11 protein-coding genes are annotated in these 13,402 nt (G+C 36.2%); 5 read left to right on the top strand and 6 right to left on the bottom strand.

What is annotated here, in order from left to right:
- Positions 1–1,887: a M1 family metallopeptidase gene (locus R2782_RS03520; protein WP_371266693.1), complete on the top strand. Its 1,887-nt coding sequence runs from the start codon at positions 1–3 to the stop codon at positions 1,885–1,887.
- 111 nt (positions 1,888–1,998) lie between these two features.
- Here R2782_RS03520 and R2782_RS03515 read toward each other — a convergent pair whose 3' ends face one another.
- Positions 1,999–2,580 (bottom strand): HPP family protein, encoded by a 582-nt coding sequence (locus R2782_RS03515; protein WP_371266692.1) that lies wholly within the window; start codon positions 2,578–2,580, stop codon positions 1,999–2,001.
- 243 nt (positions 2,581–2,823) lie between these two features.
- Between R2782_RS03515 and rnpA the strand changes: the two genes are divergently transcribed.
- The 4 genes from rnpA (at position 2,824) to R2782_RS03495 (ending at position 6,537) form a co-directional block, all read left to right on the top strand.
- Entirely contained in the window at positions 2,824–3,198 is a 375-nt protein-coding gene (gene rnpA / locus R2782_RS03510) for a ribonuclease P protein component (protein ID WP_371266691.1), read from the top strand.
- A 66-nt stretch (positions 3,199–3,264) separates the two neighbouring features.
- Positions 3,265–4,074: a DUF4349 domain-containing protein gene (locus R2782_RS03505; protein WP_371266690.1), complete on the top strand. Its 810-nt coding sequence runs from the start codon at positions 3,265–3,267 to the stop codon at positions 4,072–4,074.
- Complete coding sequence (locus R2782_RS03500; RefSeq protein WP_371266689.1) at positions 4,067–5,716, top strand: S41 family peptidase; 1,650 nt, start codon at positions 4,067–4,069, stop codon at positions 5,714–5,716. Before R2782_RS03505 ends, R2782_RS03500 begins: the two co-directional genes overlap by 8 nt.
- Positions 5,713–6,537: an OmpA family protein gene (locus R2782_RS03495; RefSeq protein ID WP_371266688.1), complete on the top strand. Its 825-nt coding sequence runs from the start codon at positions 5,713–5,715 to the stop codon at positions 6,535–6,537. Before R2782_RS03500 ends, R2782_RS03495 begins: the two co-directional genes overlap by 4 nt.
- A 2-nt stretch (positions 6,538–6,539) precedes the next feature.
- Here the strand turns inward: R2782_RS03495 and R2782_RS03490 are convergent, their stop codons facing one another.
- The 5 genes from R2782_RS03490 to R2782_RS03470 all read right to left on the bottom strand — a co-directional run bounded on the left by R2782_RS03490 (position 6,540) and on the right by R2782_RS03470 (position 13,248).
- The gene (locus tag R2782_RS03490) at positions 6,540–6,986 is read right to left on the bottom strand and encodes a GNAT family N-acetyltransferase (protein ID WP_371266687.1); all 447 of its coding nucleotides are present in this window, start codon (positions 6,984–6,986) and stop codon (positions 6,540–6,542) included.
- Positions 6,987–7,058: 72 nt separating this feature from the next.
- Entirely contained in the window at positions 7,059–8,030 is a 972-nt protein-coding gene (locus R2782_RS03485; RefSeq protein ID WP_371266686.1) for a DUF4837 family protein, read from the bottom strand.
- Between the two features lie 29 nt (positions 8,031–8,059).
- Positions 8,060–10,000 carry a LysM peptidoglycan-binding domain-containing protein gene (locus R2782_RS03480; protein ID WP_371266685.1) on the bottom strand — a complete coding sequence of 647 codons (1,941 nt, stop codon included), beginning with the start codon at positions 9,998–10,000 and terminating at the stop codon, positions 8,060–8,062.
- 99 nt (positions 10,001–10,099) lie between these two features.
- Positions 10,100–11,287, bottom strand: a complete 1,188-nt coding sequence (gene pgk / locus R2782_RS03475; RefSeq protein ID WP_371266684.1) for a phosphoglycerate kinase — start codon at positions 11,285–11,287, stop codon at positions 10,100–10,102.
- An 83-nt stretch (positions 11,288–11,370) separates the two neighbouring features.
- Positions 11,371–13,248, bottom strand: a complete 1,878-nt coding sequence (locus R2782_RS03470) for an SPOR domain-containing protein (protein WP_371266683.1) — start codon at positions 13,246–13,248, stop codon at positions 11,371–11,373.
- Positions 13,249–13,402: the final 154 nt, after the last annotated feature.

The following is a 13,402-nucleotide window of genomic DNA, read 5'->3' as shown; positions in this document are numbered from 1 at the left end:
ATGAAAAAACTTTTTATCCTTTCTATTGGTCTACTTTCTGGAATTGCTTTTGCCCAAAACAACCCCAATCCTGGTTATTGGCAACAACAAGCCGATTACAAAATGGAGTTGTCTATGGATGTGAAAACCTCTCAATACAAAGGAACACAAACATTAGAATATTCCAACAATTCAAATGACACACTTCGAAAAGTGTTTTATCATTTGTATTTTAATGCCTTTCAACCGGGAAGCGAAATGGATATTCGTTTACAAACGATAACCGACCCGGATAAACGAATGGTAAAAAGCTTCAAAGTAGGCGACAAAGAAGTCAAAGAAAGTAGAATTTCTACCTTGAAACCGGAGCAAATTGGCTATTTAAAAATCGCTAATTTTAAACAAGACGGACAAGTTGCTACGACAAAAGTGGTGGGAACCATTTTAGAAGTTACGTTAGTAAAACCCATTCTTCCCAAATCAAAATCGACTTTTACGTTGGATTTTGACGGACAAGTACCGGAGCAAATTCGTCGTTCGGGAAGAAATAGTTCCGAAGGGGTGGCTCTATCGATGACGCAATGGTATCCGAAAATCTGTGAATTTGATTTTGAAGGCTGGCATGCTGACCCTTACATTGGCAGAGAATTTCACGGTGTTTGGGGTAATTTTGATGTAAAAATTACGATTGATAAAACCTACACGATTGGTGCTTCCGGCTATTTGCAAAACAAAAACGAAATTGGTCACGGTTATCAAGACGAAGGCGTGGTGGTGAATCATCCGAAAAAAAACAAAACCTTAACGTGGCATTTCGTAGCTCCTAAAGTACATGATTTTGCTTGGGGTGCCGATAACAATTACATCCACGACAAAATCATCGGAGAAAATGGTGTTGAGCTTCATTTCTTCTATAAAAACGATAAAGAAATTCTTGAAAACTGGAAAGCTTTACAACCTAAAACAGCGGAATTATTGAGCTTTTTCAATAAAACAATTGGCGTTTATCCCTATAAACAATATTCAGTCATTCAAGGTGGCGATGGCGGAATGGAATATGCCATGTGTACGCTCATCACCGGAAAACGTTCGTTAGGCAGTTTAGTAGGCGTTACCGCTCATGAACTGGCTCACACTTGGTTTCAGCACGTATTGGCGACCAACGAAAGTAAGCACGAATGGATGGACGAAGGATTTACTTCATTTATTTCCGACATGGCGATGACGCAAGTGATGCCCCCTAAAAACAAAAAGGATGACGAAAACCCGTTTCAAAGTGCGTACAACAACTATTTCTATATGGTGAGCACCGGTCGTGAGCAACCGCAATCTACGCATGCTGATCGGTATGATGAAAATATGGTGTACGGTATTTCTTCGTACAGCAAAGGGACCGTTTTCCTGACCCAATTGGCATATGTGATTGGCATGGATAACATGTTTAAAACCTTACAACGCTATTACCACGATTATCAATTTACGCATCCAACGCCCAATGATTTTAAACGTTCGGCAGAACGCGTTTCAGGTGCGGTGTTAGACTGGTATTTGGTCGATTGGACGCAAACCACCAACACCATTGATTACGGCATTAAAAACATCGACGATAACGGAAAAGTTACCTTAGAACGCATCGGAAGAATGCCCATGCCGTTGGATATTTTAGTTTCCTACGAAGACGGCACGGTAGAAAGTTTTTACATCCCCAACCCGTTGATGCGATGGGAAAAAGAAAACCCGTACCCACAAGTAAAACGAACCGTTTTGAAAGGCTGGGATTGGGCGTATCCAACGTATGAATTTTCACTTTCACAAGCAAAAGCGAAAATTAAATCGGTGGTGATTGACCCGAGCGGTTTAATGGCCGATGTGAATCAAGAGAATAATAGTTATCCTAAAACGAAATAATAAGAGAATCCGGACGATGAGTTCGGATTTTTTGTTTTTTTATTTAGCTGGAAGATATCAGCTCTGCTTCACAATGCTAAAAAACATCTTTGACAATTTAACGACTAGAAATCACCTCCATTTCCAAAAGATTTCTCGCAGCTTTTTATCTGCTGGATAATGTCTTTGTTTTGTAATATTATTGAACACTAACGCAACCACAAACAGAATTAACGTGCCCGTTAATACCGGCGATATAATATAAAAATAACCCAATGCTTTAATTTTTTCTGTGCCAATAACAGCGATTAGTGCAGTTGCTCCTCCAGGCGGATGAAGCGATTTTGTCATTTGCATCGCAACAATAGAAAGAGCCACCGCAAGCGGAGCAGTAACCCAAATAATATCCGGTAGAAGTTTATAAATGCTTACGCCAATAAAGGCCGAAATTAAATGACCCACAATTAAATTTCGAGGTTGAGCAAGCGGACTTTGGATAGCCCCATACAACAACACGCTCGATGCTCCAAAAGAGCCAATCAGGAAGATGTTTTCTTCTTTGGTTAACCAATGACTTTGAAAATAGGCAATGAGGCCAATGCCCACAAACGCTCCCACAAAGGACCAAAAGTGTTCTTTGTAGTCCACCAGGGTTTCTTTATAAATCACATAACGTGAAATGCGTAAGCTCCGTTTTATTTTTTTCTTGACCACGTTTTACTTAGCTGGTTATAAATTTAAGTCTTTCAAACTACAAATTAAATTAAAAATCCGGACAGTACGTTCGGATTTTTATGTTTTAACGAGCGTGGATACAATCAATAAAAAACTGCAGGGACGTATTAATTAGTAAGTAGCAGCAATTTAAGTATACTATCAAATTTTACAACTGCAATTCAAATGTATTCGTGCATAACAAATACAAAATCATTAAAAAGCTTTTAGTACTTTTGCCTCATGTCATTCACCTATCCCAAACACGAAAAACTCAAAAGTCAAAAGCAGATTGATTTACTGTTTTCGGATGGAAAATCGGTTTCAAAGTATCCGCTGCGGTTGGTTTTTGCTCCGGTGGCATTGGAGAACGACGAGAAAATTAAGTTTGGGGTTTCGGTTTCTAAGAAATATTTTAAAAAAGCAGTCGATCGCAATTACTACAAACGGTTGCTTCGCGAATGCTATCGGTTGAATAAAAAAATCTTGTTGGAAAATCTTGATAAACCATACGCCATCATGTTTTTTTACCAAAGCAAAGAGGCGATGACTTTTACCGAGATGAACGAAAAAACGATTCAATTGTTTGAGAAATTTATCAAGGAAATTCAGTCGTAAAAATTGGTTCGATTGTTGTTGTACGTTTTTTGAGAAATTTTCGTTTTACTTCTAAATCAATTCTTTATGAAATTAGCAATAGCCTACCTTTCCCTCTTGGTTTTTCCTCTAATGTGCAGTAAAGGCTCAGATACTACTGAATATGCAACCGAAGTAATGGAAGAAGCCGCTCCGGCAATGATAGACGACAAGGTCACTTCAGGTAATTTTGAAGCCCAAACCGAACAAAAAATCATCAAACAGAGCAATCTTCGCTATGAAACGCAAGATTTAGACGCTACCTATCAGCAAATTATCGCATCCGTCAAGAAAAACAAAGCCTATGTACAAAGTGATGCGGAAGGAAAAGACTACAATTCGCTCTACAGAACGATTACGGTTCGCATTCCAAACGCTAATTTTGATGCTTTTTTGGCGGATGTTGGAAAAGGCGTCGCCTATTTTGACCGAAAAGAAATTTCTGCCCAAGATGTTACGGCCGAATTTATCGATATTGAAGCCCGATTAAAAGCCAAAAAAACGTTGGAAGCTCGTTATCTTGAGTTGCTTTCGAAGGCGACCAAAGTTTCCGAAATTTTGGAAATTGAAAAAGAATTATCGGTCATTCGGGAAGAAATTGAAGCGAAAGAAGGACAATTAAAATATTTACAAAACCGCGTTTCGTTGAGCACCGTGACCATCGAATTTTATAAAAAAGTAGCCAACGCAGACAATGCCACAGTTTCGTATGGCACCAAAATGTGGAACGCCATTAAATCGGGTTGGAACGGAATTTCGAGTTTCTTTATCGGATTGCTTCATATTTGGCCATTTATTCTTATTTTAGTGGCTGTTATTTTATTCATTAGAAAAAAACTGAGAAAGAAAAATGTATAATTCCCCATTAAAAAAACTCAAAAAACGCTATATCATTCCCGTAGTTTTAAGTGGATTTTTATTTGTTGGTAGTAGTTTTAGAGAAGACTTTTTTGAAATTGCCAAGCAAATTGAAATCTTCACCAATTTGTTTAAAACCGTGAACATGAACTATGTTGACGAGACCAATCCGGGTGAGCTGATGGACAAAGCCATCAAAAGTATGTTGGCCGATTTGGATCCGTATACTAACTATTTCAACGAAGCAGATGTAGTAAAATTTAAAATCAACAACACGGGTGAGTATACCGGAATTGGAGCGATGATTACCCGAAAAGACGACAAAATCATTATTAAAGAACCCTACAAAGATTATCCGGCCGACAAAGCAGGATTAAAAGCCGGTGATGAAATTTTTCAAATTGGCGATGTAAATTTAAGAGATTATAAAGAAGATGCTTCTGCCTTAATGCGAGGTGCAAAAAATGCTAAAGTGGAAGTAAAATTCATCCGTCAAGGAAAAACGCAAACCGCTACCATTGTGTTGGACGAAGTAGAAGTAAAAGCGGTACCGTTTTACGGAAAAGTAGATGATAAAACAGGATATATTGTGCTTTCGCAATTCAACCGGAAAGCTTCATTTGAAACGCAAGCCGCTTTGTTGGAGTTAAAATCAAAAGGGGCTGAGCGAATCATTCTAGACCTACGTGGAAACCCCGGTGGCTTATTGAACGAAGCAGTGAATATTTGCAACCTTTTTGTCCCGAAAGGCGAAGTGATTGTAACGACCAAATCGAAAATTGAAAAACACAACCAAACCTATAAAACTACTCGCGAACCGATTGATTTAGACATTCCTTTGGTTGTTTTAGTGGATGGAAAAAGTGCATCGGCTAGCGAAATTGTCTCCGGTGCGTTACAAGATTTGGATCGTGCCGTTGTGGTGGGAAGCCGCAGTTTCGGAAAAGGATTGGTGCAACGTCCGCTGGATTTAACGTATGGAACGCAGGTAAAAGTGACAATTTCTCGCTATTACACGCCTTCCGGCAGATGTATTCAAGCGTTAGATTATTCGAAAAAAGATGCGGAAGGAAAAGCAATTAAAACCGATGCCAAAAACTTTAACGCCTTCAAAACCAAAAAAGGGAGAACTGTGTATGATGGCGGCGGCATTCAACCCGATGTAGAATTGGTAGAAACCAAATTAAGTTCAATTGCCGAAGCTCTCCAAAAGAATGATGCTATTTTTAATTTTGCTACAACTTATTTTTATAAAAATCCGAATCAAGGCAACGCCATTCCAATCATTACAGATACAGATTTTAACGATTTTAAAGCCTTTTTAAAGAAAGAAAACTTCTCATTCGATACGGAAACCGAAAAGCAATTGAAAAAGACGTTAGAAGTTGCTCAAAATGAAAAAATTGACGAAAACATCAAAACGGAATATCAAAACTTGATGACTGCTTTGCGAAAAAGTGAAGAGATTCAATTAGATAAAAACAAAAATGAAATCAAAGAGTTGCTTTTGGATGAATTGATTAAACGGTATCAATACAAAGAAGGACTTTATCAATATTACATTCAAAATAATTCTGAAGTAAAAAAAGGAACAGCCATTTTGGCTAATGCTTCCGAATACAATAAAATTCTTTTAAAATGATAAAACCTTGGGCTATCATCCTTTTTTTTCTGGTCAACCATACTGTTTTTGCTCAGGAAGAAATCGTTCAATCCATTTATTTTGAAACTAACAAATCAGATGTTGAATCAAAATATGCCAATGAATTGGCTGGTTTTCTACAAAAAGTAGACAGCACGCGTGTAGAAAGCATTGAAATTTTTGGCTATTGCGACGATGTGGGCAAAGAAGATTATAACCGAAAATTATCGACAGAAAGAGCCAATAAAGTAAAAAGCGAAATCACAAAAAGTGGTATCAAGAGTAAAATTATTGTGACCATCGAAGGAAAAGGCCGTATTTTGATTGATGATGATATTGAAGAAAACTTACCCGAAGTTCGCTCCAAAAACCGTCGTGTTGATGTTGTTTTGAACATGAAACCCCAACCTGAAGAAGAAATTAAATTGCCCGGTGTTTATACCACTTTTAACAAAGAAAACATTGTGGGAGACCGTATCATGCTTTCGGATATGATTTTTGAAAGAGGAAGTAGCAAATTGTCGATTAAAAGCAAAAACCAGTTGGATAAAATAGCTCGTATGTTAATTAAGAACAAAAACATTAACATCGAAGTGCAAGGTCATGTGTGTTGCACACCGCCCAACCACAAAGAAGCCATTGACAAAGGAACCAAAAAACGTAAACTCTCGCACAACCGTGCTGAAGCGGTTTACAAATACCTTGCTCTAAAAAAAGTACCAAAAGCCAGAATGACTTTTAAAGGTTATGGAAACACCAAACCGTTGGGCAAAAGTCCGGAATTGGATAGACGGGTGGAGTTGGTGATTACGAAGTTGTAAGGTTAGTACCGTTTCATCTGGATGTGCGGAATATCATCTTCCAAATACACTTCACTTGTTTTTACAAAACCTAAGTTTTCATAGAATTTTTGAAGGTATAGTTGAGCTGAAATGGTAATTTTGGTTTCGTTTAATTCTGATTTTGTTGCTGCAATAGCTTCTTGCATTAAATCGTAACCCCATTTTCTGTCGCGGTATTTTTGTTTGACTACTACTCTGCCGATGGAGGCTTCTTCAAAATAATCACCGGGTTTAAAAATCCGAACATAGGCTACGATTTCGGTTTTAAATATTCCGATAAGGTGAATTGCTTTATCATCTTTACCATCAATATCTTGGTAAACGCAATTTTGCTCTACTACAAACACTTCACTCCGCAGTTGCAGGATTTTATATAGTTCGGATAGAGAAAGCTCGTTAAATCGCTTTATTTTGAATTGTAGCTTCATCAATGTGTTTTCACAGGTTTACCTCCTACGAATTTAATGAAATTTGAAGATGTTTTTAATTAAAAACGAAATTTATAAAAGCTTTACCGATTTAATGATGGATTCCAATTCATGCATAATGTCCCGTTTTGCCATTGATGGATTATAACAAAACCCTTCAATTATCAAATAGCGATTGTTTTTTTCGTCTCTAATGGCGTAATTGATGAACGGTCCGGCCATAAAATCGTTTTTCAATTCCCAAGTTCCCTTAGTTTCATAGGTTTTTTTGCCGTTCATGATAATGTTAAAAAAATAAGGCGAATAGGCTGCTTGGGTAATCATATAGGTATTGGGAAGTGTACCTTCAATGTGTTTTTGCCCAATGGAATCACGCATTTGAATAATATTAGCTACCGTGTTGGTATCCTTTTGAATAGTGTTTAGTGGCACTTCGTAAATCAATATACTGGCGTTTCCCGAAGGAAGCTCTTTCCGTATCCAAAAGAATTTATCTTCTTCAATAATATACCGATAAGCGGTTGGAAGTTTTAAACTCGCTTTAAAATTTTTTCTGATTTTAGAATCGTCCAACAACGATTTGGCGATTCTTCGTTGGTTTTCCTTTATATCCGTTTGCTTGAATTTGTTGATGATTTCCGGTGAATGTTTGGCTAACAAATTAACTATCTCCGTTACTGAATTTCCGGTAATATGAGCTACATTTTGTGGTTTAGCAAACTCATTTTCAATTAATTCAAAGTTGTTCTCCTCTTTTTTCAAGACCACCAAAATGTTACGACTATTAGTCATAAAACCTTCAAACAAATTAGGAGCATACTGTTTTATGGTAAATAAGGGCTCTTCTTGAGGCAAACCATCTACCGGAGCAGCAAAAATTGTTCTGATACTATCGCCGACTTCGCCATTCCACAATTGGTTTTCAATAATAACCGACAAATGATTAATCTTTCCTGAAGATTCATTTAGAATATCTTCTCTATTTTCCTCTTTACAAGAAACAAAAAATAACGCAACAAACAATAAAATAACAACTCTTTTCATGATGGTGTTTTGTAACAGAATGAACTTTTTTATCCGCTGATTTTAAGTTTCATTCCCGGTTTAATATTTTTACCGCTAATACCGTTCCATTTTTTTAAATCTGATACCGTTACCCCCTTAATTTTTTGAGAAATACTGAAAAGCGAGTCTCCTTTTTGAACAATATAAACTTTTTCAGACTTGTAAGGAGACTGTTTTTCGGACTTTTTTGGTTTAACTTCTGCTACAACAACTTCTTCATCGGCAGGAAGCATTATTTTTAAGGTTGAGCCTAATTTAATATTGTTATCTTCTAATTCATTCCATTCTTTGAGTTCATCAATTGTTACATCATATTTCTTAGCAATTGAATTTAGGTTTTCACCACTTTGAACAACATGATTTTCTGTTTTTTGTTTTTCTAAAGCAGTTACAATTAATTTTGAGCCCGATTGTATTGCTTCGTCTTCCAAATTATTCCATTCTTTTAATTCATCGCTGGTTACATCATACTTTTGAGCAATGCTGAACAAGCTTTCTCCTTTTTCAACAAGATGAAATTTAGCGGTTTCAATTGTTTTTGCTTCTTTAACTCTTATCGAATCCGAAGAAACTACTGCTTTGGGAACAGGAGTTTCAACAACTTTTTTGGGAGCAACTGCAACTCTTTCTTCTTTAATTATTTTAAGACTTCTTCCGGCAACAATATTGTTGGACCGTAATCCGTTCCATCGTTTTAATTCTGATACAGATACACCATTACGTTGAGCAATTAAACCTAACGATTCTCCTCTTCTCACTTTATGATACTTGGTTTTGGAAACAATAGAAGCATCTGAAGAAGCTACCAACTCCTCAGAAGAAAACGGTTTTTCACGTTGGTTAAAATCATAATCACAATAGGCGTAAATTTTATTCTCGTTAGAGGTAAAAACAGCTATTTTATCCAATGGTAACCGAAGAAAATGTTTTTTATCTTCCTGAAAAGGAATAAAATCTCTCTTGTACGAAGGGTTTAAAAATTGTAATTGGTCTACCGGTAAGTCTAATATGTCTGACAATTGTTTAAAAGACATTTTGCTTTTGACCATAATTGTGTCTGTTGCAAAATGATGCACAATAGGTTTTTCAGGTTTAATTCCATGTTCTTTGTGGTATTCAAAAACATACATCGTTGCCAAAAAGGCAGGAACATAGCCTTGTGTTTCTTTGGGCAAATAAGGTCTAATATTCCAATAGTTTTGTTTTCCTCCGGAACGACGAATAGCTTTCGTTACATTCCCTGGGCCGGCATTATAAGAGGCTAAAACCAAGTCCCAATCACCAAAAATTTTATACATATTCACCATGTATTGACAGGCAGCATCGGTGGCTTTTAACAAATCACTACGCTCATCGGTGAAGGTCGTTATATCTAGGTTGTATTGCTTACCGGTTCCATACATAAACTGCCATAATCCGGTTGCTCCGGCTCTGGAAACTGCTCTGGGATTTAGGGCAGATTCAACAACAGCTAAGTATTTTATTTCTAACGGAACATTGTATTTAGCTAACGCTTCCTCAAAAATTGGGAAATAATATTGTGATAAAGCCATCAAACGCTCGTAGGATCTTTTTCTGTTTTTAAGATAATGTTTAATAATATTTTCTAAACCTGGATTGTATTCGATGTGAAAAGCAGATTTTGCATCCAATGCTTTTAATCGTTCTTTTAGCAGTTCGGTTGATAAATCGTAGTCAACTTTATCATCAATATTGGTGTTTTCAATATCCGCAATCATTTCGCTGAATAAATCCTGATTACTCAACTCATTCATCCAACGCTCATCAACACAAGCTGCGATATCGTGTTTTTGAAAAGTTGATTTAATGGAATCTAAATAGGATAATTTGGTTTCTGCCGTTGTATTTACGTCAGCAAGCGTTGATTCTTGAGCATAAAAAGTTGCAGAAAACAGAACAACGAGTAGTGTGGTATTTCGTAAATTCATTCTTTCTAGGTTAATGTATTATTGGTCAATTGGTTATGGATTACAAACATAACTAAGATAAACGACACATATCGTTTATTTATTGTTAAAAAGTTTCTTTTAACTTAAAATTGCAGCTATTCCCGGTAAAGTTCTTCCTTCCAACATTTCCAACATTGCTCCTCCTCCGGTTGAGACATAGCTCATTTTTGGTTCCAATCCGAATTGTTTTACCGCTGCAACGGAATCTCCTCCACCAACTAATGAAAAAGCTCCATTTGCCGTTGCTTCGGCTATGTAGCTCCCTAATGTTATCGTTCCCTTAGCAAATGTTTCCATTTCAAAAACCCCAAGTGGACCATTCCATAATATTGTTTTGGAATGCATGATAACCTCTTTGAAATTTTCTAATGATTTTGGCCCGGCATCCAAACCTTGCCATCCGTTAGGAATTTCGCGTACATCAACTATTTGGGTTTTAGCGTTGTTTGCAAACGCATCGGCTGCCACTACGTCGACCGGAATATGGATGTGTACATTTTTTTCTTTTGCCAAATGCAAAATATCCAAGGCCAATTGGAGTTTATCATCTTCACAAATTGAATCACCTACGTTTCCACCCAAGGCTTTGACGAAAGTAAAAGTCATTCCGCCTCCTATAATCATGTGGTCTACTTTGTCTAAAATATTTTCAATCACAGTAATTTTTGAAGACACCTTAGAACCACCTAGCACAGCCGTAACTGGTCTTTCACTGTCTTTTAAAACCTTGTTTAAACTTTCAATTTCCTTAGCTAATAAAGCTCCAAAACATTTATCGTTTGGAAAAAACTGAGCAATGATAGTAGTAGAAGCGTGAGCTCTGTGAGCAGTTCCAAATGCATCGTTCACATAAATGTCTCCCAAAGAGGCTAATTTTTTTGAAAAAGCAACATCCCCGGCTTCTTCTTCTTTATAAAAACGAAGGTTTTCAAGTAATAAAACCTCTCCCGGTTTTAAATCGGCTGCAGCTTTTTCAGCAAGATTTCCAATACAATCAGATACAAACTTGACCGGTACTCCAATTACTTCTTCCGTTTTGGAAACAATATGTTGGAGTGAATATTTTTCTTCAACACCTTTTGGTCTTCCTAAATGAGACATTAAAATCACACTTCCTCCATCAGCTAATACCTTGACAATGGTTGGTTTTGCTCCTTCAATTCTATTGATATCCGTTACATTGAAATTTTCATCTAAGGGAACATTAAAATCTACCCGAATTATTGCTTTTTTGTTCTTAAAATTGAAGTCGTTCAACGTTTTCATTGTTTTGTAAGTTTTGTTATTTGTTTGAAAGACAAATATAAAATTTTTAAAAATAATTTGGTTTGATATTTCTCCTGTTTCAGTTATTCATTCATATTTACAACCAATATCCACATTTCTTCTGCGTATGAATTGTTTAGTTTATTGGCTATAAGTCGGTCTGCATCTTGTCTTGTCGAAACATAATCAAGATAAACATACATGTAATTATTGGTTGGATTTGTAAAATAGTTAGGATCTAGCCCTTTATCTCTCAAACTTTTCATAAACCGAGCAGCATTTACCCTTTCGTTAAAAACATTTACCACCAAGTAGTACCCTTTTGGGGAGTCGATATCATTAAGGACTTCAATTTCTGAAGTTTCTTTTTCTTTTGGCCTTTCTGTTTTTACTGTCTCGGGAATAATAACAATAGGATTAGTTTGTGGTTTAACTACGTTATTTTTATTTGAAGAAGCAACTTCATCTTTTATTATTGGCTTTTTTAAATTTGTTTCCTCTTTTTTTACTTCTCCCTCTTTTTGGGTAGTTTGAGAAGAAGAACGAATTGTAACTTCTTTTTTAGTGTCAGAATTTGAAGTTGGTTGTGATTCTTGCTTTACTGCTTGTACAATGTCTTTTTTTTCATCTTGAACTGCAATTGGTCTAGAATTTTCAAGAGTGTCATGCGAAAATGCTTCTTTTGTTTTTAATGCCAAAGAATTGGTTGTTGAATCTTGTATTGCTTTATTTTGTACTATCTCTTTATTAGTGATTTTGTCAACGACTTTAAATTTGTTGTCTTCATAGACAAATTTCGTGTTGTCTACTTGTATTTCAATAGCCGGTTTAGTCTCAATGGCCATCGCACTAAAAAAAAGATAAAAAACATCACCTGAGGACTTGAATCGAACTGTTGCTTCATCTAAATTATTGCCAATAAAGCGGTTGTTATAATTTGATAAAGTAGTTAAAAAAGAGTCGTACCCTAAAGTGTTTTTACTGTCTGGTATTCGGTATTTAAATTGTTCATCTTCAATGGTGATTGAACTGTCAAAAAAATTACTGTACCGTCTGGTAACGGTTTTTACATTTGTAAAATCTTTATTTTTACTTGAACCGAACATAAACAAATCGCCATCAACTTTAAAGTCTCCTTCTAATGCTGCACCTGCTAACTTTACAAGAACATTCCCTTCGGGTTGTGTTTTAAATCCTTTAAAAACAATAGCAACACTTTCGCTGGAAGCTCCGGCAAATCCATCATGCGAAACAATGAATTTTTCACTCATTGACGAATCTTCAAAAACAAAAATCATAGTCCATCCCGCTGCTGAACCACCAATAAGAGTTCCTTGCGTGGCTCTTACATTGGCAACTGTATAAAAGCCAAATGGGTTTGCTAGATCTTTAACTTGTTGAGTAACATCAGCATAAACGGCATAGGGAGCGGCGTCTTTAAATATTCTGTCTTTAAATCCGTCAAAAATTATTTCCCCTTTAACCGTTGTGTAGTCTTTTTGGTTTGGAAACTTAACTAGTACTTCTTCAAAAGGTTCTCTGGTTTTATCAAAAGCAACAAACTTATCCGCTCCTTTTTTATAACCACTCTCATATTTATAAGTGGCAGACCAATATAATCCGGCATAAATTATTTTCTTGGCGTTTTCGTTTTTTTGAAATAATGCAGCACTACTCGAAGAAAAAGTCTGTTTATCGCTGTCAATATCAATGTATTCCATATCAATTTCATCATTGGTAATCGCATCGATACTTTGGTCATTGTACGGGTCGTTAGGTGCGTTTTTTTTGTCGATTCGGTTTAAGATGGAATTGGCAATAATAGTCATATCTCCTTTTACATTCGCTTTGTATCGCTCTTTAAAAGGGACAGCCATTTGTGCAAGGCACCAATTGACAGACATAAAAAAGAATAGTAAAGATAATCTTTTATGTCTTTTTCGATTCATAAACTTACTCATTTTACAGGGAGTAATTTTTGATTTGGGACGAATAATTTGGGCTCAAAGGTACTAAAGACTCGCGACAAAATGCATATTTTATCGATTAAAGTGCAAAAAAAGGTTTCTTTTTTCATACAAACAATGTATTCTATCTCGATTTTGCTGCCTTTTG

This window comes from Flavobacterium sp. (assembly GCF_041392085.1).
Taxonomy (GTDB): domain Bacteria; phylum Bacteroidota; class Bacteroidia; order Flavobacteriales; family Flavobacteriaceae; genus Flavobacterium.
Note: the sequence above shows the minus strand (reverse complement) of the source record. Positions and strands in the feature narration are given on the sequence as shown.